The sequence below is a fragment of the Pseudomonas sp. E1BtOHC1 genome, from assembly GCF_058744285.1.
Genome location: NZ_CP196023.1, coordinates 2,878,729 through 2,898,773, shown reverse-complemented (window position 1 = coordinate 2,898,773; position 20,045 = coordinate 2,878,729). Strand labels below are relative to the sequence as shown.

The following is a 20,045-nucleotide window of genomic DNA, read 5'->3' as shown; positions in this document are numbered from 1 at the left end:
CCTTTTATACATAAATGGTGTTATCGGTACCGAGCACTATCTTTCGCTACCCACATGCATAGAGCATTCTGCATTTTTAAAGACCTGCTACTCATCCCTATCCCTATCTTTTGGGTATACATCACCCATGCCACCCCAAATATCCTTATCAAGTTCATCCAACTGTTCCCTTGCTATAGCCATCTTGACTTGATCCAAGCGCCCCCTATAAACATTCAATTCTTCCTCCATCTCGGAAAGTTTTCGAACGTCGAGCAGTTTTGAATATTTTTCAAGGAGGTCCATTTTATCTTCAGGAGTTTTTGCATTTTTGTAGTATGCATATAACTCGCTCGCCACCGATCGTTTGGTGCCGTGCGCTAATCTATTTAATAGGGACTTGCGAACCTTGTCATACTTATATGACTCGTAGTCATCAAAGTTAAAATATACAGGGTTTCCGTCTTCACCAACAAACACATGCGGTACAGTGCCAAGAGGGCTGGTGATGGTGGACGCGGCACGTTCCTGAATCCCGAGCATATTCTTTTCGTACGCGTCTTCGATTGAACTCTGATGTATCTTACTATTCAAAAACCCTTTACTTTCCTCTAAAAACTCAGAGGTCGTATACATATGAAAAAACTCAACCCCCTTTACTTTATATATTTCAGACTTCAAGCCCTCATGAGGTCCAATTATTTTTTTCCCTCCAGAGTCTATTATGTTCCACCAGTCTTTTTTCGAATCGTCTGTAACAAATATCACACTTGAAATATCGGGCTCCGCTGCCTTTATTAACAACTGCTTCCACATTATCAAATCGCCGAACTTTCTTTGATAGCTCAAGCCACCATGCTGGAATATTGCATCCTCCAGATCTCCCTTACCTTTATTTCTATCTTCGAATCCAGGCGGGATTTTTTTTTCGTAACGCAACTCGCCATCTTTATAGAGATCATCTAGCCATTGTTGACTTTCAGGTTGAGGACCGATTTTCCCATTTGTTACTTCATGAATTTGATCGAGAATCAAATCCACAGACCTCACATCCGGCTGTCGCTTATTCCAATCTGAAACTTTATCCTTGCACGTCTCAATTTCTTTGCCTATGTTTCTTACTAACTCCTGAAGGTGAGCATCAAGTTCAGGATCTTTTTTCCACATTGCATAATTTTGAAGCTCAGAACTGATTTCACTCGGAATTTTCTCGAGAATATTTTCAATATCTCTAAAAACCTTCTTCTCGTTCTTAATAACACTTAGTCGCCGACGATGATACTCCAGACCAACTTGATAAGGAATCCAGATTTTATCCCTTATACCATTGGCAACGTTAAAGAAGTCTTTTCTTGTTTGCTCGGCATATCCGTATAAATTCAAAAAAACATTTGTATCAAATACAAACAATGTACCTTTGCTTCGCCAAGCGCTTTTTACAATATCTTCACTTGGATTTATGAAACTACTAAATATATCCTTCAAAACCAACCTCCATAAATAATACCTAAATATAAATCTTCCTTAGAGCACGGAAGACCTGTATCAATTTAATTAATTGACATCGAAAAATCCACAAAAATATCTGACCGTCCAATCCGCACTTTTAGTTAACCAGATACCATCGCTATCTGTCCCGGCATGGCCGGACGCGATCCACACGCGCTGCAGACTTATAACGTTTAAATTATTAATTTCAAATCTATAACTATCTATAAAATCGCGTCCCCGCAGTGATTCAACTGAGGGTCTCATTACGTTTTTGAGAAGGCTTCTGCAAGCGTCATCGCCTGTAGAGGTCAGCTAAACGTAGGTCAAGTCGTTGCAGCCAGATTTAATGCTACATACGCACTCATTCACTGCCTCTATTTACGCACCACAATAGTGCATCGGTCCCACGATGGTCCCATGGGGCCATTTTTCAGACGCCAAAAACCACAAACCCCCGACTTTCTCTAGGAAAATCAGGGGTTTGCGTTTTCAGAATGTGGCGGTGAAGGAGAGATTCGAAAGTACCCTCACCCTCGATCGCCCAGGCAGCGCCCCGGTTTACAAGGGCTCCAGCGGTGCCAGCAGCGAGAAAACGTTCCCACGCCATTCCCATGGCCCTCAACGTACAGCTCAGTACGTGCGCGCATCACACGCATAAGGGGCTGAAATCCAAGGTGTAGGGGGGTATCAAAAAAAGAGTAACATCAGTAATCCTGACCGAAAAAGCCACGCAAGCCATTGATTTACAAGGCTTCTTGTCGAGTATCAAAAGGTAATTTTCAAGTAACCTAAGAGTAATCAGATTACCTATTTACAAGGTGATATTTGTCTTTATAAAAATCCTTACATTTCAATAACTTAAGAATTAATTACTCTTCACATTACTCCTGTGTTACTCGTCTTTGTAATCTCTGAGGCCTTGATTTATGGGGCCTCCAGAGCAGAACCAGTCCCTGGTTACTGAAATTACTCTTTCTCAGACATCCCCACCTGCCCCCAACAATCTGGAAGCCTCTAAGCCTCCTCATAAATTCGGCCTCGGTGCAGGGTTCCGCAGGCTTTTCAGCCCCCAGAAAAGCCCAGAAGACGCCCGGCCGGGACCGTCGAGAATGATCTGCAGGGGCGCAGAAAAAGAGACCCATTTAGCCCGCAGGCGAGGTGGGGGGACGACGGCGCGCGCCAGGTTATGAAGCACGTCACTGCCCCAGCTTGTGGCACATCACTGCCCGCGGTGGCTGCTGAGCACTCGTTTTGAGAGAAACTCTCTGAGAAGTAGATGATGCCCTTTGTGGCAGGCACTTTAGAGTCAACGGCTGCGCTTCGTGACAGACAGCCGTCGGCCAATAGCTGCCATTCATAATCGACAGTTTCCAGCCACGAGACGCCATTGAATCGCCATCAATGTTTGATCTTCTGCGCCTGTCTGTGTAAAAACAGACGCTCACCAACAAGCGCGGTTAGTCGGTAGGTTCTAGGGAAGAAACATGCAAGTTCGGCTCGATAAAATAGTCATCAATGACTTCAAGCGGATAGAGTCACTCGAAATAGACTTACGGCCACTTACTGCTCTTGTAGGCGGTAACACGAGCGGTAAAAGCAGCGCATTGCAGGCAGCGCAGCTCGGCGTCTCAATCTTGCAGGCGGCCTTTCGCGGTATTCGCGGTAGTGGCGTCCCTGATTTCGCTGGGACGGTCGCCAACGATGCGGTGCTCTTCCGACCCACCGAACGATTGCTAGACTTAAGGCGTGGGGATAGTGCGACGCAGAATCTCGGCTATTCGATCACCTACTGCGGCGTAGATCTCGAGACAAATGCGGATAAGGCGGTAACGATTGAGATCCGCCGCGGGAAGAACGCGAATATTGCAATCACCCGCCGGGGGGATGACGACCTGGCTGCCGTCCTTGCTAGTAGCGCTCGCCCCTTCTCAATATTTACACCTGGTTTATCTGGAATACCGATCCGAGAAGAATGGCGATCAAAGGGAGCAATGGATGCCGCAGTCATGCATGGTGACGCTAATCTTTATTTACGCACCGTACTTGATCATCTCTTCACTCGCGACCTGGATGGAATGGCGAGGACTGCCTGGTGCCAGGATCGCAACATTGCCCTATTACCGGACTGCGGTTGGAAGACCTTTTCCAAACTTCTTGAGCGCTGCTACACCGGTACACGCGTCATAGTAAGTCATGATCAGCAAAAAGATCGCTACGTCAATGTTGAAATCGAAACACCTAACGCTACTGTCACACTTGACATGGCCTCGACAGGGATGTTGCAAGTTATTCAGATCATCGCTTACGCCTGCTTCTATGCACCGCCTCTGATCCTGCTCGACGAGCCGGATGCGCACTTGCATGCCGATAGCCAGGCGCGACTCTATGATGCGCTCAAAAGCGTCGCCACCGAGACTCAAACACGTATTTTGTTCGCCAGCCATTCGCCCCAACTAATCCAACGCCTTATGTACGATCCAGACGCTGGTGTTGCATGGATGAGCGAAGGCGCACAAGTTCCTGTCGACGATTCTCAACGTCCCGCGATTCCCATTCTGATGACCCTTGGAGCGCTATCAGCCGGCGCCGAAGCATTCGATCCTGCAAGGCCCGTTATCTTGATGACGGAGGACAAACTGACACGACCAGTTACAGTACTAGCGAAGGCGAACGGCGCACCTGATAACCTCGTTGTACTCTCCTACAACGGGTGCGGAAACCTTCCGGCAGCAAGGTTACTTGCAAACATGATCACTGACATGCGCCCAGACGCCCGAATCATCTTGCACCGGGATCGAGACTTCCGAACCGAACAAGAAATGCATTTCGAGTTATTAACTGCTGCCTCGGAACGCCAGCGCAACGGCGTGACCCGTGTCACGGAGGTTTTCACACCGTTGAACGACGTCGAACATTCGTTTGCTCAGGCGGCACATCTGAAAGAGGTCTTTAACGAGCTTGCCCCTGAACTAATCGACGCTGCGATTACAGACGTGACCGTGTTCAAGCGTGACAGTCTAGTGAACGCTGCCCGCGTCGCCCGAGGACAGATTCTCTCATCTCTTTATGATGTTCCGCGCAAGCGCGGGAAGCCAGAATGGGCAGAATCAGGAATGCCCAACAATCCTCCGCATGAAAATGCTTTCATTCCCGCAAACGGACTGATTCCAGTCTCGTTTCAGCACTCTCACGGCAAGATGCTTATGGATGGACTTCGGCCGAAAATCCATCACCACATTGGAGGGGCTTCGCAGACATCGGACAATAGAATATACACCGAGACTGGCCAGCTCCGAGCACAGAGCTGGAGTGAAGCATTTCTTCCCCATTAATATAAGATGCTTGTAGCTTCTCAAGTGACAACTTTGGGTCGATTCTGCCTCCTATGCAGTTCAAATCCCCACGCTTACTGTACCCGGGACCGCGCTCCGCGGTTCTTAAGAGGATATCGCCCTACGAGCCCGTTACTAGTTCAAACGGCTTAAAGCTGACAACCTCCTCGCCCAACCACTCATTGACCTGGGCAAGCCGCGATTGCAGCGGCTCTAGCTCGTTCTCCGTCCAGACCTGGGCAGCCTCCCGCAACGATCCGAAACCACCCGCGTTCTGCGGCACGATGCCCATCAACTGCGGCGGAATGCGCAAGGCTGCGAGCAGGTCGTCGCGGCTGATGTTCTTGATTGAGCTGAACTCGTCCTTTGCCGCCACCTCACTGACCGGGATCAGCTGGATGCCGTCCTTCTTCCCGGCGGGTGCGTAGACGAACAGGTTGCGGAAGTTGCCCGGGCCTTTCGAGTTCTTCAGCGCGGTGCGCAGCGAATCAATGTCCTCTTCCTTCTGCGCCGCGTCGGTCATGTAGAGGATGAAGCCGGCGTGACTGCCGTTGTTGTAGTACTTGCGGCGAAACAGGGTGGCGCTCTCGTTCAGCAGCGCGCTTTGCAGCGCCGCCAGCCACTCCGGCAGCCCGTAAATCTCCTGGTTGATATCAGCCTCGCGCAGGTGGCAGATGGAACCCGGGGCGAACTCGTGCTCGTCCTTCCAGCCCCGCACCTGGTAGTAGGTCACCAGATCGGCACCGCGGCGCATGTACTTCGCCAGCGGCGGAACCAGGCCCAGGGTGTTGCGCAGCATGTTGTTGCGCTTCTCCAGGTAGCAGTTGCCACACCAGAGCCAATCCAGGGCGAACTGCTCGAAGGCCTGACGGCTGAGCAGCTTGTGGGGGATGAAGGTGCGGGCCAGCATGTTGCGCTTGAAGTTCAGCCCCGATTGCAGATACACGCTGGCCCGGGTGGTCTTGGCTAGGCCATCCATAGACATCGGCGTTTCGTACCAGCGGCCGTTGAGCCAGCACTGCAGGTAGTCGAGGATCTCGCGGCCATCCAGGACCGGCGTCGGGTCCCCGAAGGTGAAGGCCTCCACCGGGCCGGCCTCGGCCTGCAGCAGCTCCCCTTCTTTCGGGGCATTGGCGGTTACCAGCTGTTTTTCGCGGTTACGTCTGCTCATCAATAGGACTCCATAAATCCGGTGTTCGCCGTGGTCTGCCCTTCGAGGGGTTCGTTGTGCAGGGCGTGGAAGGTCGCCCACGCCAAGTCGGCATGGCCGGTTTCGTCGGTGCGACCGGCCGTGTAGGTGAACTGGCGCCCGGAGGCGGTGACGGTCTTTCGAATAGCCATCAGCGACTGGGCCATATCCGTCCAGCCGGCATCGAACTCCAGGCGGCCGTTCTTGATCACGTCGTAGGCCTTCAGCACCAAGCGGGTTTTGACTTCGGGCGAGTAGCTGAAGGTGGTGATGTTCGGGAAAAACGACTTCACCAGCTGCGCCACGCCTGAGCCCATGCCGGTTATGTCGATCCCGATGTAGGTCACCCAGTAGCGCTGGGTGACCTGGCGGATGGCCTCGGCCTGGGCCGCGAAGTCCATGCCCCGGAACTGGTGCCGCTCAAGGATTCGGAACTTGCCGCCGGGCACCATGGGGGGCGCGATCACCACCATGCCTGCACTATCGCCGTTTTCTGCCGGGTCATAGCCCACCCAGACCTGGCGATCGCCGAACGGCCGTGCGGCGAAGGGCTTGTAGTCCTCTGCCCAGAGGTCCCAACTGTCCACCATGCAGGGCTGTAGCATCGCCAGCGGGAAGATACTGGCCCCGTCATCAATGAACTGGCACATCAGCAGGTTCTGGAAGGCCTCGGCGTCGTACTCAAGCCGCAGCTCGTCCAGATCGAACAGATCACAGCCCCGCCCTTCCGCGTCCAGGATGGTGACGATCTGGCGCCAGATCCGGTCCTCGCAGAGCCGCCCCTGCTGCAGGGCGTTGTGGGACACGTCGAGCTTGATCCGCTGAGCCGCCGGCTTGCCCTTGTTGAAGCGCTCACCGGTCCAGAAGGTGTAGGCCTCATGCGCCATGCTCGACGGCGTCGAGAAGTAGGTCCGGCGGTATTGCTTCTGCATCGCCATGCCGCTGGCGACCTTGTTGAGTTCCTTGAACTTGAAGGTCCAGAAGAATTCGTCGAAGTAGAAGTTGCCGTGATAGCCCTGGGCGGTACGGGCGTTGGTCCCCAGGAAGTGCAGCTCGGCGCCGTTGCCCAAGATGATCGGATCACCTGTCAGCTCGATACCGACAGTCTCACGGGCGAATGCCTGGATGTAGGCCTTGAAGATGTGCGCCTGATTCTTCGAGGCCGACAGGAAGATCTGATTGCGCCCGGTGGTCAGCGCATCGATCAGCGCCTCCCGGGCGAAGTAGAACGTCGCGCCGATCTGCCGGGACTTTAGGATGGCGCGGGTACGCTGGTTGCCCGCCTTGTACCAATCCAGCTGATAGCCGAAGCAGCCATCGATGAACGCCTCGGTCAGCTTTTCGATGTGTTCTTCATCGAACTCGTTGCGCTTGGGCGCCTTCTTCGGCCCCTCGTTGCGCTTGGCCAGGTTCGGGTTCAGTTCGGTTTCGGTACCGCCCTCGGTAAAGCGCCGGATCCGCGCCTGGCGCTCCAGCTGGCGGTGCAGCAGGTCGATTTCCTTGTAGTCCGCCCCTGACTTGGGGTCCTTGAGGATCAGTTGCACCAGGCGCGCTTCGGTGGCCGCTTCGATGCGCTCCAGCGGCGTGGCCCGGTCCCATTCGTCCCGGGCCTTCCAGCTGTGCAGGGTCTTTTCCTTCTCCCCGATCAGCTCGGCGATCTCGCACACGCGATAGCCCTGCCAATACAGGTGTTTGGCGTGGCGGCGATGATCGGTGGGCAAATCGACGATGGCATTCATGGCGCAGATGCTGCCGCCCGCGCGCGAACACTTCCCGCGCCGCCCCTTGTACGCCGCGGATCTACAACAGCGCCTCGTTGCCCGTCTCGCCCGTGCTCAACAACATGCCCTCATCGCCAAGGCACACAGCCACCGCACTGAGGATTCACGCATGGCCGGCAAAACCGACACCCCAACCAAGAAACACCGTTCCAAGTTCTTCCGCGTCGCCGTTGAAGGCGCCACCACCGATGGCCGCCAGATCGAACGGCAATGGTTGGTCGACGCTGCCGAGACCTACAGCCTGAACACCTACGGCGCCCGGGTCTGGATCGAACACATGCGTAGCATGCTGCCGGACAGCCCATTCCGTGCCTACGGCGACGTGGTCGCGTTGAAGACCGAAGAGGTCGAGATTGCCGGCGTCAAGAAGCTCGCACTGTTCGCCCAGATCGAACCCACTGCCGACCTGGTGAACATGAACAAGGCCCGGCAGAAGCTCTACACCAGTATCGAGATCCGCCCGAAGTTCGCCGACACCGGCCGCGCCTACCTGGACGGCATCGCGGTGACCGATACCCCGGCCAGCCTGGGTACCGAAATGCTCACGTTCAGCGCCCAGAATCCGGACAAAAACCCGCTGGCAGCCCGCAAGCGCGACGCTAGCAACCTGTTTTCCGAGGCCATCGAGGTGGCCCTTGAATTCGAGGAAGTCGAGGACGAAAGCGGCAAGGTCGCTGGCCTGTTCAGCCGCGTGCTCGACCTGCTCGGTAAGAGCAAGGACAAGGAAGGCAAGGACGCCGCTCTATTCACCGAGCTCGGCGAGGCCGTCGAGGCCATGGCTGAGCACGTCGCCGGCCAGGGCCAGGCCTTCGCCGCCGAAAAGGCCGCCCGCGAAAGCCTGCTGGCCAAGCACGAGAAACTGGCTGCCGACTTTTCGGCACTGGTGGAAAAACTCGAAAAGACGCCGGCCGGTAGCAGCCAGCAACCGCAGTTCACCGCTCGCCCCGCGGCTACGGGTGGTGACGGGGCTCTCGTCACCGACTGCTGATCCCAACACGGACACCACCAAGCCAAGGAACATCGGAGAACACCATGCGTAACGATACCCGCGTCCTCTTCAACGCCTACCTGCAACAACTCGCGCAACTGCACGGCGTGAGCGACGTCACCACCAAATTCACGGCCGCCCCCAGCGTTGCCCAGACCCTGGAAACCCGCATTCAGGAGTCCAGCGCGTTCCTCAGCGCCATCAACGTTTACGGCGTCTCCGAACAATCGGGCGAGAAGATCGGCATCGGCATCGACGGGACCATTGCCAGCACCACCGACACCACCGTCAAGGACCGTGAGCCCCGCGACCCGAGCGGCCTGGACAATCGCGGGTACACCTGTACCCAGACCAACTTTGACACCGGGATTCGCTACCAGAAGCTCGATCAGTGGGCCAAGTTCAAGGACTTTCAGGCGCGCATTCGTGACGCCATCATCAAGGCCCAGGCCCTCAACCGGATCATGATCGGGTGGAACGGCACCAGCCGCGCCGCGACCTCCAACCCATCCACCAACCCGCTGTTGCAGGACGTGAACATTGGCTGGCTGCAGAAAATGCGCCTGGAAAACGCCGCTCGCGTGTTGCACGAAGTGGTCGACGGCAGCGGCAAGATCCAGATCGGTGCGGGCAAGGACTTCGAAAACATCGACGCCCTGGTCGTCAGCATGGTCAATGAGTTCATTGAGCCATGGTACCAAGAAGACACCGAACTGGTGGTGGTCTGCGGTCGCCAGCTACTGGCCGACAAGTACTTCCCGATCATCAACAAAACCCAGGCGCCAACCGAGATGCTCGCGGCCGACATCGTCACCAGCCAAAAGCGCATTGGCAACCTGCCAGCCGTTCGGGTGCCGCACTTCCCGGCCAACGGCCTGTTGGTGACCCGCCTCGACAACCTGTCGCTGTACTGGCAGGAAGGCACCCGCCGCCGCACCGTCGTCGACAGCGCCAAACGCGACCGCATCGAAAACTTCGAATCGGTCAATGAAAGCTACGTGATCGAAGACCTGGGCTGCGCTGCCATGGCCGAAAACATCACCCTGAGCTGAGGCCGGCAATCATGACCAACCCCTGCCGTCGTCACTTCCAACGCGTAACAGCAGCCGTTGCAGCGGCTGCTGTCGCCGGGCCAGCCCTGACCATGGAAGGCGCCACCATTTACGAGCTGCACCTCGCCAAGCTCCAACAGGACTACCTGCGGCTGAAACAGGTGCAGTCCACCGAGGGCAAGGCAGAGCTCAAGCGGCAATTACTGCCGGAGTACGAGCCCTACGTCGAAGGCATGCTCGCCGAGGGCAAAGGCGCCCAAGACCAGGTGCTGACCACCCTGATGGTCTGGCGCATGGACGCCGGCGACTTCAAGGGTGCCCTGGACATCGCCGCCTACGTGATCGAGCACCAGCTGCTGATGCCGGATCGCTTCGAGCGCACCACCGGCACCATCGTCGCCGAGGAGATCGCCGAAGCCGCGTTGAAGGCCCAGAAAGCCGGCAGCAGCTTTGACCTGGAATTGCTGCTGCGCACCGAGCAGATCACCACCAAGGAAGACATGCCGGACCAGGCCCGGGCCAAGCTGCACCTGGCCATCGGCAAGGCGCTTTCTGCTCAGGTCGCTGATGACGCCCCCGCAGACACTGCCCTGCAGCCCCTGGAACAGGCCAAGACACACCTGGCCCGCGCCATCGAACTGCACAGCAACTGCGGCGGCAAAAAGGATCTGGAGCGCGTCGAGCGCCTCCTCAAGAAACACACTGCGCCCGCCCCTTAAGGGCGCGCAGTTAACCGAGCGTCCCCACGCACCCCGCCGGCTCGGGGCGGATCGGCCAGACCGCTCCGCCTGAACGTGAAGCCCCGACCACCGGCGACTTATTGAGCGCAGCACCATGAGCGGATTCGTAGCCGGCGGCACCACGCCAAGCGGCCACATCAACACCGACCCATTCTGGCCCTCGATCGACCTGGACCAACTGCGCGCCACCTTGCGCATCGACAGCAGCGTCACCCCGGCCCGTCTGGAAACAGCGGTGATCAACGCCGCCATCAGCGTCAACCGGGAGCTCGATGACTGGCGCATAGCCCAGCAAGCTGCAGGCTATGCCGAACTGAAAGACGTCCCCAGCCCCCTGGTCAAGGATGAATCCGCCCAGGTCCACCTGTACCGCCGAGCGATCGAGGCCGGCGTTGGCGCTGAGGTCTGTGAACGCTACCGCTCCTATGACAGCACCAACACGGGCAACCGCAAGGCCGAAGAACTGGCCCCGAACATCGATGACTACCACCGCGACCAACGCTGGGCCATCCGCGATTTCCTAAGAACCAAGCGCACCACCGTGGAGCTGATCTGATGGCTGTCACCCTTCGCGCCCTGCAAAACGACACCGTCGACGCCCTCTGCTGGCGTCACTACGGCCGCACCGCCGGCGTCACCGAGGCGGTGCTCGAAGCCAACCCCGGGCTGGCTGATCACGGCCCCACCCTGCCGCAAGGCCTCGCCGTTCAAATGCCCGAAGCCCAGACCACAGCCCCACAGCGGCAGATGGTGAACCTATGGGACTGATCCATTTGAGCCGCCTCCTTGAGACCTACCACCCTGGACCCTGGAATGAAGCGAATGCCTGACCGTCCCGACACCTGGGCCTGGCTCGCCGCCTGGCTCGAACAGAACTGGCCGACCCTGTACGCCGGCGTCCTGGCGCTGATCATCGCGGCCCTACGGATCATGTACGGCGGGGGCACCCTACGCCGGGTGCTGATCGAGGCGCCGCTCTGCGGGGCGCTGGCCCTGGCTGCCAGCCACGGCTTGGCGTTGCTCGGCATCCCGGCATCAACCGCCCCGTTTTTCGGTGGCGTGATCGGCCTGCTTGGCGTCGAGGGCACCCGCGCCGCAGCCCGCAAGTTTTTCAACCGCAAGGTAGAGCAGCTATGAACACACTCCGGCACGGCGATCGCTCGCAGGCGGTACGCAGCCTGCAGAAGAACCTCAACAGCCACGGGGCCATCCTGGTGGTGGACGGCGACTACGGCAACGCCACCGAAAAGGCCGTGCGCGCCTACCAGCTCAAGGCCGGCCTGGTGGTGGACGGTATCGCCGGCGAGAAAACCCAAACCAGCCTGGCCGGTGGCGATTGCGCTCAGTTGCTGAAGAACGCCGACCTGATCAGCGCTGCCCAGCGTCTGGATCTACCCCTCGCCAGTGTCTACGCAGTCAATGAGGTCGAATCGAGCGGCAAAGGCTTCTTCGCCAACGGCAAGCCGGCGATCCTGTTCGAGCGGCACATCATGTACCGCCAGTTGAAGACGCCACGCCATCCAGGTGACGACCCGGCAGAACTGAAGCGTCACGCCGACGAGCTCGCGGCGCAGTACCCGGCCATCATCAACCCGAACCCCGGGGGCTATGCCGGCGGCCCCGCTGAGCATCAGCGCCTGGCCACCGCCCGCCTCATCGATGACACCGCAGCCCTCGAATCCGCTTCCTGGGGCGCCTTCCAGATCATGGGCTTTCACTGGAAGCGCCTGGGCTATGCCAGCGTGCAGGACTTCGTGACGGCCATGAGCGCGAGCGAGTCCCGCCAGTTCGACGCCTTCGTCCGCTTCATCGAGACCGATCCGGCCCTCCACAAGGCGCTGAAGGCCCGCAAGTGGGCCGACTTCGCCAGGCAGTACAACGGGCCGAACTACCAACGCAACCTGTACGACACCAAGCTCCAGCGCGCCTTCGAGCGGCACAGCGCCTGCAGCTGCGGTCAGGAGGTACCGGCATGATCGATCTCGAAGCGGTGCACAAGCTGAAGGTTCAAGACGGTGATGTCCTGGTCGTGCCGGAAAACACCGAGCCAGAAGCCATGGAGCTGCTGGCCGAGGCGCTGCAATTTGTCGATCCAGGCTGCCGGGCAATTGTGATTCGCGGCCCGCTCGAACACCTGGACGTCGGCGCCATGAACAAACTGGGTTGGTACCGGGCATGACCGGCAAGATCGCCTACCTCGAAATCTCCGGTCGCCAGACAGGGAAGACCACCCGCCTGGTGAGAATCGCAAACGACCTCACCGCCCAGGGCGAGACGGTGATTTTCGTCACCCCACAAGCGGAGGATTTACACGGGCGCCTGCCAGGGGTCGTCGTACTTTCGGACCGTCAAGCCCCTCCTGATGACCTCGACCTGGAACAAGCTAACTGGATCTACGACGAGTTCGATTGGCTCAAGTCGGCCAAGGTCCGCAACGGCGGGTACTACGCAACAACGGCGAGCCGAGTCCGCGACTTGGGGATTGATACCCCGGAAACGGATCTGCTGTTGCAACTGATCGAGCTCAACGGCGGCAGCTATCAGCGCCATCTTCTGACACCGGGGGTAATCGATGAGGCCTACTTCAATGAGGCCCGCGCGGCCTACACCGATGAGCAGTACCGCCAGTTGATCCTGGGGGAGTTCCTCAAATGAGCACCATTCGCCAGATCCTGCTGGGCCTGGCCCTGGTCGGCGTGCTGGGCCTACTGGCTTGGAATCAGGAACAACGCATCGAGGTCGCCGACAAGAACCGGGAGCTGGCCGAGAAAGACACCCGGGATGCGTTGGCCGCGGCCGGGCGCAGCGAGGGCAAAGCCAACGCCCTGGAGGCTGCTCTTTCCCGCGAACGCGAGGCCCAGGCCCGTCTGCGCACGGAACAGGACCTGCTACGCCAAGGGCTCGCCAAACGACAACTCACCATCGAGGGGCTGAAACGTGAAAACGCTGATCTGCGCGCTTGGGCTGACCAGCCTTTGCCTGATGTTGCTCGCCGGCTGCGCGAGCGCCCAGCCCTCACCGGCGCCGACGCTTATCGTCAGTGGCTGTCCGGCCGTGGTGCCCTGCAGCCTGCCGGCGACCAGCCCCAGCAATAACGGCGACCTGATCACCGACCAGGACCGTAGCGAGGCCGCCTGGGCCGAATGCGCGGGCCAGATCGACATGATCTATCGCTACCAGCAGGCCAAACCATGAACAAACCCGACAGCCTGCGGGCCTTCCTGCTGGAACAGATCCCGGAACTGCGCCACAGCCCCGACCGGCTGCTGATCTTCATCGACAACGGCAAAGTCCGCTGCACCGCGGCCCCCACCCTCTCGTTCGAATACAGCTATGACCTGCAGGTGATCCTGACCGACTTCGCCGGCCATCCGGACAGCGTCATGCTGCCGCTGTTGGCCTGGCTCCGCGTAAATCAGTCCGAACTACTGGAGAACCTCGACAAGTCCGCCGACGGCATCAAGTTCGAGGCCGACCTCATCGACAAGAGCAAGGTCGACATGAGCTTGACCCTTCCCCTCACCGAGCGCGTGGTCGTTCGTACTGATGATGCAGGCAACACCACTATCAGCCACCCAGGTGAACCCCAGCGCAACCCCACATGGCCCGAGAGCGGCCCGGAATGGATAGTGCCCAATGGCTGATCTTGAAGCACTGGAGGACTGGGCCGCGGGCCTGCTGGGGCAGTTGCAGCCCGCTGCACGCAATCAGCTCGCCCGAAGCATCGGCCAGGCCCTGCGCCGCAGCCAGCAACAGCGAATCATTGCCCAGCGCAACCCGGACGGGAGCAAGTACGCACCGCGCAAACAGCGGAACCTGCGGGGCAAACAGGGACGCATCAAGCGCCAGGTGAAGATGTTCAAGAAGCTTCGCACGGCGAGCTTCTTGAAGGTTCAGGGGGACGGTAATGCGATCAGCGTTGGGTTTACTGGGCGGGTAGCCCGTATTGCGCGCGTGCATCAATACGGGCTGAGGGATCGGGCCGAGCGCGGGGCTCCAGATGTGAAGTACGAGCAGCGGGAAGTGCTCGGTTTCACCCAGGCGGATTTAGATCTTATCCGCAACAGACTATTAGAAATTCTGGCTAAGTAAAACAACTATTCACCCCCACCAAACTTAATAATCCTTCGCCCACCCAATACATAAATTAAATAAAAACTTACAAACCACATACTTTATCGCTTCTTCCGAACCACTCGCGACTCAATCATAAAACTCTCCCCCTTAGAAGTCAGACGCCATATCTTATTCCCAACAGCACCAACTTCAGTCGTTATCAACCCCAACGCCCTCAACTGAATCGCTATAGTATAAATATCATCAGAGGACACTGAGGAATTTATTCCATCGGGGATTTTACCCTCCGCAGACAACATACCGCAAAGCGCCCCACTTACATAGGTCTGATCAAACCCCCCTTCAAGAAAAGGAGAAAGACAATAAAACACTCTATTCCAAGTCAGAGCCACCTCCCATGGCTCGTTATCATGACCAGTAAATGTAAACCCCCTAAAAACAAATTCATCATCAAGATCAGCCAGATCGGAAACATCAAGCACAGTACCTTTTAACGAATCAGAACTCTCCTGATACTGCTTCAATATATTGTTCTCTTTACGGAGTTCATTTATCTCTCTCAACAGTTCCTCACTGGAACCTTCTGACGCACGAACCCAACCTATAGCAGGAAAAGCCTTAATTGTTTTCGACAAACTTAGCGAAACTAATCCAGGTAATTCATTTCCACTTTCCCAATATTTAACAAGCCTACCTGTCGACACTTTTACACGGAACGCGTCAAGCTTCTTTCTAGCTTCATCACTCACATCTGTCTTATTTGATGGTAACTCTCCCGGGCTACCGTGAACTAAAGCTACAACTCTAATCCCTCTCTCCACTGCATAATCAAATTCTTGCTCTGTATAGCTTATCCCCTCAGAGCTCAACGAGCCATAACGTCCACCGATGATAAGAAGATAGTAATCGCAATCATCTATTATCTTCTTTATAAACTCCCATTGCTCTTCATCCGTAGCTGGAAACAACTCCATTCCCGCAGGAATACAATCCATTTCCATAAGCGTCTGATTTACTTTTTGACGCTCTTCCTTCAAATCAACATATGTAGAACTCACAAAAACTTGATACCGCTTATCCATCAGCCTCACTCCTATTTAAGCTTACACGCAGTAGCTATAAAGCAGGTGCAAAATCCATTACAAACTCAACACAACATAAAAATCAGAGCCGACTTGTATACCAAAAAAATACAAGCCGCCAGAAAAGTTCTACCACAATTCCAACCACATAATCTTCCCTATGAACGATCTAGCCACCCTCGCCCGTCTGATTGAAAACCTCGTCCGCCTCGGCGTTGTCGCCGAAGTCCAGATGACACCTCCCCGCGTGCGAGTGAAAACCGGTGAACTGACCACCACCTGGCTACCGTGGCTGACACTGCGTGCCGGAGCCGACAAGGAGTGGGACCCGCCCACCGCCGGCGAGCAGGCCCTACTGATCAGTCCTTCGGGCCAGCTCGGCAACGGGGTGGCCTTGACCGGCCTGTTCAGCGACAACGCGCCGGCCAACGGTGATCGCGCCGGCCTGCACCGCCGCACTTACAGCGACGGCACGGTGATCGAGTACGACAGCGTCGCCCATCACCTGAATGCCACCCTAGCCTTGGGCGGTACCACCAATCTGGTCAGCGACGGCGGCATCACCATCGTCGGCCCAATCACCCACCAGGGCGACTACACGCAGACCGGCAATCAGACCGTCACCGGCAAGGTCACTGTTTCAGAGGACGTTGTCGCGGCCGGCATCAGCCTGGTCAAACACCTGCATGGCGGCGTGCTGCCTGGTGGCGCCAAGACGGGAGTACCGGAATGAACAGAGAAACCGGCGCCGCGCTCAGCACCGAAGAACATATCGTCCAGTCCTGCACCGATATCCTGACCACGCGCCTCGGTACCCGGGTGATGCGCCGTGAATACGGCAGCGTCCTGGCCGAGTTAGTGGACCACCCGTTCAACGACGCAACCCGTCTGCGCGCTTACGCGGCCACCGTGATGGCCCTGATGCGCTGGGAGCCACGGATTACCCTGAGCCGCGTGCAATTCGTCGGCGCGACGCTCCAGGGCCAGTCGGTAATGGACATTGAATGCAGCCGTGTCGACACCAATGAGCCGCTGAACCTGAGCGTACCGCTGCAACTGGGGGCCAGCGTATGAGCACCTTTGTCGCTATCGACCTGGGCCAGCTGCCGGCGCCGCAGATCGTCGAGCAGATCGACTACGAGCAGATCCTCGCCGAACGCAAGGCCTACGCCATCAGCCTCTGGCCCGTGGAGGAGCAAGCCGAGATTGCCGCCCGACTGGCGCTGGAATCTGAGCCACTGACCAAGCTGCTGCAGGAGAACGCCTACCGGGAAACCATCTGGCGCCAGCGGGTCAATGAGGCCTCTGTCGCCAACATGCTGGCCCTGGCCAAGAACTCCGACCTGGACAACCTCGCGGCAAACTACAACGTCGCCCGCCTGGTGGTGCAGGAAGCCAACCCCGCGGCCGTGCCACCGATTGCCCGCATCATGGAGACCGACGACAGCCTCCGCGAGCGTGCCCAGATGGCCTGGGAAGGCCTGAGCACCGCGGGGCCGCGCAACAGCTACATCTTTCACGCGCGCTCCGCAGATGGCCAGGTTGCCGACGCCACGGCAGAAAGCCCGGCGCCGGCCGAGGCAGTGATCACTGTGCAATCCCTGCTCGGCGACGGTACGGCCTCGTCTGCCCTACTCGCGGCGGTCAAGACCTACCTCAGCGACGACGACCGCCGGCCCGTCGCCGACCGGCTGACCGTCCAGGGCGCCGAGATCATCAATTACCAGGTCAAGGCCACGCTCTACATGCTGAGCAACGGCCCCGAAAACGAGCTAGCCCTCGCCGCCGCCCAGTCCAGCCTGCAGGCATTTGTGCACCAGCGCCGGCGGCTGGGCCTGGAAGTGTCCGAATCGGTGGTGCATGCCCGGCTGCACGTCGAAGGCGTGCGCAAAGTCGTGCTGCAGGACTGGGTGGATATTGTTGCCACGCCCTATCAGGCGCCTTTCTGTACCGCTATTACCCTGGCGCTGGGAGCTGAGTGATGGCCGAACAGCCCCTATTGCCGCGCAATTCCACGCCGCTGGAACGCCAGGCCGCCCAGGCCCTGGCCCAGATCCAGCGCGTGCCGATTCCACTGCGTGAGTTGTACAACCCGGATCTGTGCCCGGCTCACCTGCTGCCGTACCTGGCCTGGGCCTTCTCTGTCGATCGCTGGTCCAGCCAGTGGACGGAGGCAACCAAGCGTGCCGCGATCCGTGCGGCGTACTACATCCACTCACACAAGGGCACCATCGGCGCCCTGCGCCGGGTGGTGGAGCCGCTGGGTTATCTGATCGAGGTCGTCGAGTGGTGGCAGAAGGTGCCCAACGGGCCGAGGGCGACCTTTGCGCTCAAGGTCGGCGTGCTCGATACCGGCATCACCGAAGAGATGTACCAGGAACTGACCTGGCTGATCGACGATGCCAAGCCCCTCACCCGCCACCTGATCGGCCTCGATATCACCCTTGAAACCCGCCTGAAGGCCTACACAGGCGTCACCGTTTTCGACGGTGATGAGATCGACGCCTACCCCTGGACCAACCCGGACCTGGACGTCGTGATCCAGGGCTATAGCGGCGTCAGCGAATACACCCTCGACGAACTGGACGTGTACCCCCATGGTTAATCAGAACTCCATTTTCGGCGGCATGCTCACCAGCCTCGGCGCCGCCAAGAAAACCAACTGCGACGCCCTGGGCATCCCGTGGGAGCCCAGCTACATGCTCATCGGTGACGCCAATGACACCGACCCGGTGCCAAGCCCTGGGCAAACGCAACTGGTCCGCCAGGTCTACCGCGCGCCACTCAATGCGCTGTACGTATCGCCGACCGATGACAAGGTGCTGATCGCCGAACTCGTGCTGCCGCCGGAAGTCGGCGGCTGGTGGATTCGGGAGCTGGCGATCGAGGACAAGGACGGCGTGTTTTGTGCGGTCGCCAACGTGGCCCCCAGCTACAAGCCACTCCTCGCCCAGGGCTCCGGGCGGAATCAGGTCGTGCGGATGCACATCATCACCAACAGCACGACCAACATTCAGTTGAAGATTGACCCGAGCGTGGTCCTTGCTACGCGCTCCTACGTCGATCAGCGCATTCTTGAGGAGCTGAGCAAGCAGGACTTCAAGCATTCGGTGCTGGTGGCAACCTCTGGAGCCATCACCCTCAGCGGCCTGCAGACAATTGACTCGGTGGCCCTGACCGCCGGCAATCGTGTCCTGGTCAAGAACCAGACCCAGGCCAAGGATAACGGGCTGTACGTTGCGGCTGCGGGCGCCTGGTCGCGAACCCAGGACGCCGATACCAGCCTTGAAGTTACCCCCGGGCTGTTTGTCCACGTCGAGAAAGGCGAAGCCAATGGCGATAGCGTCTGGCAGTTGGTGACCGATGGGCCGATTGTGCTCGGTACCACGGACCTGGCCTTTGAGATGGTTGCCGGCCGAACGGGCGTCAACGCCGGTTCGTATCGTAGTGTCACGGTCGACAAGTATGGCCGAGTGATAGCCGGTACAAACCCGGTGGTAGCGATTGCTGAAGGTGGCACAGGAGCAACAACCGCCGCCGCTGCTCTAGCGGCCTTGGGCGGTGCTCCGGTTGCTGCTGCTATTCCCTCTGTTTCACAGCTAGATAGCACTACCGACTTTGACTCCCTGGTCGATGCGGGATGGCAGGCGGCCTTGTATGGCGGCGCCGCAGGCGAGCGCAATCCAAATCATCCAGATGGTCAGCTACCAGTGTCAGCCGAGAGTGGCATTGCAAACTACTACTGGGGGATGGTTGCGAAGTACGCAAGCAACCTGATTCAGGTAGCGTTCCCTTATGTGTCGTCAGCGGACACAGCGCTCGCGACCATCAAGTTTCGGCTGTTCGGAGGCGACGAGAAATCCCCCTGGCGTTCATTGCTCCATCTCGACTACTTCCGTTCGGCTGCTGCAAACGCGACTGAAGCCCTGCGTGGAGTTCTTCGAATCGGCAACCAAGGAGAAGTCAATGCGGGTGCGCTAGACACTGTGGCAGTAACCCCTAAGAAACTGTTCAACGGTGCGGTGATCATTACAGGCAACTATGCGGCGCTGAAGCTACCAAGCTGGCTCGGCGGCTGGACTCTTCAAAAAGGCAGTGTGACTGTCACAGCTGAAGGGAGCGGCGGTGCATCGATTTCGGTAACCCTTCCTATCGCCTACACAAGCTCTTATGCGCTAAATGCGACATTCGTCTATTCAGGCGGCAGGGTAGATAACGGAAACGTTGCGCAAGTGCGCGACAAGTCCTTAAACGGGTTCACGATTGATAATCAGTGGATGGGTTCCGGTTCGAGTCTTGCCGGTGTTATTGACTTTTTCGCGTTCGGGAAGTGA

At 57.9% G+C, this 20,045-nt stretch carries 22 protein-coding genes and 1 pseudogene; 19 read left to right on the top strand and 4 right to left on the bottom strand.

The genetic code is table 11. The features are described 5' to 3' along the window. Nucleotides 1–87 precede the first annotated feature (87 nt). A complete protein-coding gene (locus ACSSVC_RS13455) occupies nucleotides 88–1,464 on the bottom strand; it encodes a PIN-like domain-containing protein (RefSeq protein ID WP_492612391.1) in 1,377 nt (458 codons plus the stop codon). A 1,490-nt stretch (nucleotides 1,465–2,954) separates the two neighbouring features. Here ACSSVC_RS13455 and ACSSVC_RS13450 point away from each other — a divergent pair. Further along, nucleotides 2,955–4,802, top strand: a complete 1,848-nt coding sequence (locus ACSSVC_RS13450) for an AAA family ATPase (RefSeq protein WP_492612390.1) — start codon at nucleotides 2,955–2,957, stop codon at nucleotides 4,800–4,802. Nucleotides 4,803–4,923: 121 nt separating this feature from the next. Here the strand turns inward: ACSSVC_RS13450 and ACSSVC_RS13445 are convergent, their stop codons facing one another. After that, nucleotides 4,924–5,973, bottom strand: coding sequence for a phage portal protein (locus tag ACSSVC_RS13445; protein ID WP_492612389.1), 1,050 nt, complete (start codon nucleotides 5,971–5,973; stop codon nucleotides 4,924–4,926). Then, nucleotides 5,973–7,730, bottom strand: a complete 1,758-nt coding sequence (locus tag ACSSVC_RS13440; RefSeq protein ID WP_015634867.1) for a terminase ATPase subunit family protein — start codon at nucleotides 7,728–7,730, stop codon at nucleotides 5,973–5,975. The genes ACSSVC_RS13445 and ACSSVC_RS13440 overlap by 1 nt, the downstream gene beginning before the upstream one ends. 151 nt (nucleotides 7,731–7,881) lie before the next feature. On the opposite strand from ACSSVC_RS13440, the gene ACSSVC_RS13435 reads away from it, so the two are divergent. The 13 genes and pseudogenes from ACSSVC_RS13435 to ACSSVC_RS13375 all read left to right on the top strand — a co-directional run bounded on the left by ACSSVC_RS13435 (nucleotide 7,882) and on the right by ACSSVC_RS13375 (nucleotide 14,644). Then, entirely contained in the window at nucleotides 7,882–8,760 is an 879-nt protein-coding gene (locus tag ACSSVC_RS13435; RefSeq protein ID WP_492612388.1) for a GPO family capsid scaffolding protein, read from the top strand. Nucleotides 8,761–8,804: 44 nt separating this feature from the next. Next, nucleotides 8,805–9,812: a phage major capsid protein, P2 family gene (locus ACSSVC_RS13430; RefSeq protein ID WP_492612387.1), complete on the top strand. Its 1,008-nt coding sequence runs from the start codon at nucleotides 8,805–8,807 to the stop codon at nucleotides 9,810–9,812. A gap of 11 nt (nucleotides 9,813–9,823) precedes the next feature. Next, nucleotides 9,824–10,531 (top strand): phage terminase small subunit, encoded by a 708-nt coding sequence (locus ACSSVC_RS13425; protein ID WP_492612386.1) that lies wholly within the window; start codon nucleotides 9,824–9,826, stop codon nucleotides 10,529–10,531. 115 nt (nucleotides 10,532–10,646) lie between these two features. After that, nucleotides 10,647–11,108 (top strand): head completion/stabilization protein, encoded by a 462-nt coding sequence (locus ACSSVC_RS13420; RefSeq protein ID WP_015634863.1) that lies wholly within the window; start codon nucleotides 10,647–10,649, stop codon nucleotides 11,106–11,108. Beyond that, nucleotides 11,108–11,320 carry a tail protein X gene (locus ACSSVC_RS13415; protein ID WP_015634862.1) on the top strand — a complete coding sequence of 71 codons (213 nt, stop codon included), beginning with the start codon at nucleotides 11,108–11,110 and terminating at the stop codon, nucleotides 11,318–11,320. The genes ACSSVC_RS13420 and ACSSVC_RS13415 overlap by 1 nt, the downstream gene beginning before the upstream one ends. Nucleotides 11,321–11,365: 45 nt before the next feature. Further along, nucleotides 11,366–11,689 carry a phage holin, lambda family gene (locus tag ACSSVC_RS13410; RefSeq protein ID WP_015634861.1) on the top strand — a complete coding sequence of 108 codons (324 nt, stop codon included), beginning with the start codon at nucleotides 11,366–11,368 and terminating at the stop codon, nucleotides 11,687–11,689. Next, a complete protein-coding gene (locus tag ACSSVC_RS13405) occupies nucleotides 11,686–12,528 on the top strand; it encodes an N-acetylmuramidase domain-containing protein (RefSeq protein ID WP_492612385.1) in 843 nt (280 codons plus the stop codon). Before ACSSVC_RS13410 ends, ACSSVC_RS13405 begins: the two co-directional genes overlap by 4 nt. After that, on the top strand, nucleotides 12,525–12,731 hold the full coding sequence (locus tag ACSSVC_RS13400) for a hypothetical protein (protein ID WP_492612384.1): 207 nt from the start codon (nucleotides 12,525–12,527) through the stop codon (nucleotides 12,729–12,731). The genes ACSSVC_RS13405 and ACSSVC_RS13400 overlap by 4 nt, the downstream gene beginning before the upstream one ends. Next, a complete protein-coding gene (locus ACSSVC_RS13395; protein ID WP_492612383.1) occupies nucleotides 12,728–13,207 on the top strand; it encodes a hypothetical protein in 480 nt (159 codons plus the stop codon). The genes ACSSVC_RS13400 and ACSSVC_RS13395 overlap by 4 nt, the downstream gene beginning before the upstream one ends. Further along, the gene (gene lysB / locus ACSSVC_RS13390; protein WP_492612382.1) at nucleotides 13,204–13,647 is read left to right on the top strand and encodes an Rz-like lysis system protein LysB; all 444 of its coding nucleotides are present in this window, start codon (nucleotides 13,204–13,206) and stop codon (nucleotides 13,645–13,647) included. Before ACSSVC_RS13395 ends, lysB begins: the two co-directional genes overlap by 4 nt. Further along, nucleotides 13,562–13,747: pseudogene (gene lysC / locus ACSSVC_RS13385) on the top strand (Rz1-like lysis system protein LysC); the annotation flags it as partial. The gene lysB and the pseudogene lysC, both read left to right, overlap by 86 nt. Next, nucleotides 13,744–14,196, top strand: a complete 453-nt coding sequence (locus ACSSVC_RS13380) for a phage tail protein (RefSeq protein ID WP_492612381.1) — start codon at nucleotides 13,744–13,746, stop codon at nucleotides 14,194–14,196. The pseudogene lysC and the gene ACSSVC_RS13380, both read left to right, overlap by 4 nt. Further along, nucleotides 14,189–14,644 carry a phage virion morphogenesis protein gene (locus ACSSVC_RS13375; protein WP_492612380.1) on the top strand — a complete coding sequence of 152 codons (456 nt, stop codon included), beginning with the start codon at nucleotides 14,189–14,191 and terminating at the stop codon, nucleotides 14,642–14,644. Before ACSSVC_RS13380 ends, ACSSVC_RS13375 begins: the two co-directional genes overlap by 8 nt. An 83-nt stretch (nucleotides 14,645–14,727) precedes the next feature. Here the strand turns inward: ACSSVC_RS13375 and ACSSVC_RS13370 are convergent, their stop codons facing one another. Beyond that, nucleotides 14,728–15,711: a DUF4062 domain-containing protein gene (locus ACSSVC_RS13370; protein WP_492612379.1), complete on the bottom strand. Its 984-nt coding sequence runs from the start codon at nucleotides 15,709–15,711 to the stop codon at nucleotides 14,728–14,730. Between the two features lie 160 nt (nucleotides 15,712–15,871). On the opposite strand from ACSSVC_RS13370, the gene ACSSVC_RS13365 reads away from it, so the two are divergent. From ACSSVC_RS13365 to ACSSVC_RS13345, 5 genes are read left to right on the top strand one after another with little or no spacing between them, the layout of a single operon-like run. After that, complete coding sequence (locus ACSSVC_RS13365) at nucleotides 15,872–16,444, top strand: phage baseplate assembly protein V (protein WP_492612378.1); 573 nt, start codon at nucleotides 15,872–15,874, stop codon at nucleotides 16,442–16,444. Beyond that, nucleotides 16,441–16,785, top strand: coding sequence for a GPW/gp25 family protein (locus ACSSVC_RS13360; RefSeq protein WP_492612377.1), 345 nt, complete (start codon nucleotides 16,441–16,443; stop codon nucleotides 16,783–16,785). Before ACSSVC_RS13365 ends, ACSSVC_RS13360 begins: the two co-directional genes overlap by 4 nt. Next, nucleotides 16,782–17,693, top strand: coding sequence for a baseplate J/gp47 family protein (locus tag ACSSVC_RS13355; protein WP_492612376.1), 912 nt, complete (start codon nucleotides 16,782–16,784; stop codon nucleotides 17,691–17,693). Before ACSSVC_RS13360 ends, ACSSVC_RS13355 begins: the two co-directional genes overlap by 4 nt. Next, nucleotides 17,693–18,316 (top strand): phage tail protein I, encoded by a 624-nt coding sequence (locus tag ACSSVC_RS13350; protein ID WP_492612375.1) that lies wholly within the window; start codon nucleotides 17,693–17,695, stop codon nucleotides 18,314–18,316. The genes ACSSVC_RS13355 and ACSSVC_RS13350 overlap by 1 nt, the downstream gene beginning before the upstream one ends. After that, nucleotides 18,309–20,045 carry a phage tail protein gene (locus ACSSVC_RS13345; protein ID WP_492612374.1) on the top strand — a complete coding sequence of 579 codons (1,737 nt, stop codon included), beginning with the start codon at nucleotides 18,309–18,311 and terminating at the stop codon, nucleotides 20,043–20,045. Before ACSSVC_RS13350 ends, ACSSVC_RS13345 begins: the two co-directional genes overlap by 8 nt.

What these genes read in the sequence shown, in the direction of transcription:
- ACSSVC_RS13450 (WP_492612390.1), top strand. Translation starts at nt 2,955, where the DNA reads ATGCAAGTTCGGCTCGATAAAATAGTCATCAATGACTTCAAGCGGATA.
- ACSSVC_RS13445 (WP_492612389.1), bottom strand. Translation starts at nt 5,973, where the DNA reads ATGAGCAGACGTAACCGCGAAAAACAGCTGGTAACCGCCAATGCCCCG.
- ACSSVC_RS13440 (WP_015634867.1), bottom strand. Translation starts at nt 7,730, where the DNA reads ATGAATGCCATCGTCGATTTGCCCACCGATCATCGCCGCCACGCCAAA.
- ACSSVC_RS13435 (WP_492612388.1), top strand. Translation starts at nt 7,882, where the DNA reads ATGGCCGGCAAAACCGACACCCCAACCAAGAAACACCGTTCCAAGTTC.
- ACSSVC_RS13430 (WP_492612387.1), top strand. Translation starts at nt 8,805, where the DNA reads ATGCGTAACGATACCCGCGTCCTCTTCAACGCCTACCTGCAACAACTC.
- ACSSVC_RS13425 (WP_492612386.1), top strand. Translation starts at nt 9,824, where the DNA reads ATGACCAACCCCTGCCGTCGTCACTTCCAACGCGTAACAGCAGCCGTT.
- ACSSVC_RS13420 (WP_015634863.1), top strand. Translation starts at nt 10,647, where the DNA reads ATGAGCGGATTCGTAGCCGGCGGCACCACGCCAAGCGGCCACATCAAC.
- ACSSVC_RS13415 (WP_015634862.1), top strand. Translation starts at nt 11,108, where the DNA reads ATGGCTGTCACCCTTCGCGCCCTGCAAAACGACACCGTCGACGCCCTC.
- ACSSVC_RS13410 (WP_015634861.1), top strand. Translation starts at nt 11,366, where the DNA reads ATGAAGCGAATGCCTGACCGTCCCGACACCTGGGCCTGGCTCGCCGCC.
- ACSSVC_RS13405 (WP_492612385.1), top strand. Translation starts at nt 11,686, where the DNA reads ATGAACACACTCCGGCACGGCGATCGCTCGCAGGCGGTACGCAGCCTG.
- ACSSVC_RS13400 (WP_492612384.1), top strand. Translation starts at nt 12,525, where the DNA reads ATGATCGATCTCGAAGCGGTGCACAAGCTGAAGGTTCAAGACGGTGAT.
- ACSSVC_RS13395 (WP_492612383.1), top strand. Translation starts at nt 12,728, where the DNA reads ATGACCGGCAAGATCGCCTACCTCGAAATCTCCGGTCGCCAGACAGGG.
- lysB (WP_492612382.1), top strand. Translation starts at nt 13,204, where the DNA reads ATGAGCACCATTCGCCAGATCCTGCTGGGCCTGGCCCTGGTCGGCGTG.
- ACSSVC_RS13380 (WP_492612381.1), top strand. Translation starts at nt 13,744, where the DNA reads ATGAACAAACCCGACAGCCTGCGGGCCTTCCTGCTGGAACAGATCCCG.
- ACSSVC_RS13375 (WP_492612380.1), top strand. Translation starts at nt 14,189, where the DNA reads ATGGCTGATCTTGAAGCACTGGAGGACTGGGCCGCGGGCCTGCTGGGG.
- ACSSVC_RS13370 (WP_492612379.1), bottom strand. Translation starts at nt 15,711, where the DNA reads ATGGATAAGCGGTATCAAGTTTTTGTGAGTTCTACATATGTTGATTTG.
- ACSSVC_RS13365 (WP_492612378.1), top strand. Translation starts at nt 15,872, where the DNA reads ATGAACGATCTAGCCACCCTCGCCCGTCTGATTGAAAACCTCGTCCGC.
- ACSSVC_RS13360 (WP_492612377.1), top strand. Translation starts at nt 16,441, where the DNA reads ATGAACAGAGAAACCGGCGCCGCGCTCAGCACCGAAGAACATATCGTC.
- ACSSVC_RS13355 (WP_492612376.1), top strand. Translation starts at nt 16,782, where the DNA reads ATGAGCACCTTTGTCGCTATCGACCTGGGCCAGCTGCCGGCGCCGCAG.
- ACSSVC_RS13350 (WP_492612375.1), top strand. Translation starts at nt 17,693, where the DNA reads ATGGCCGAACAGCCCCTATTGCCGCGCAATTCCACGCCGCTGGAACGC.
- ACSSVC_RS13345 (WP_492612374.1), top strand. Translation starts at nt 18,309, where the DNA reads ATGGTTAATCAGAACTCCATTTTCGGCGGCATGCTCACCAGCCTCGGC.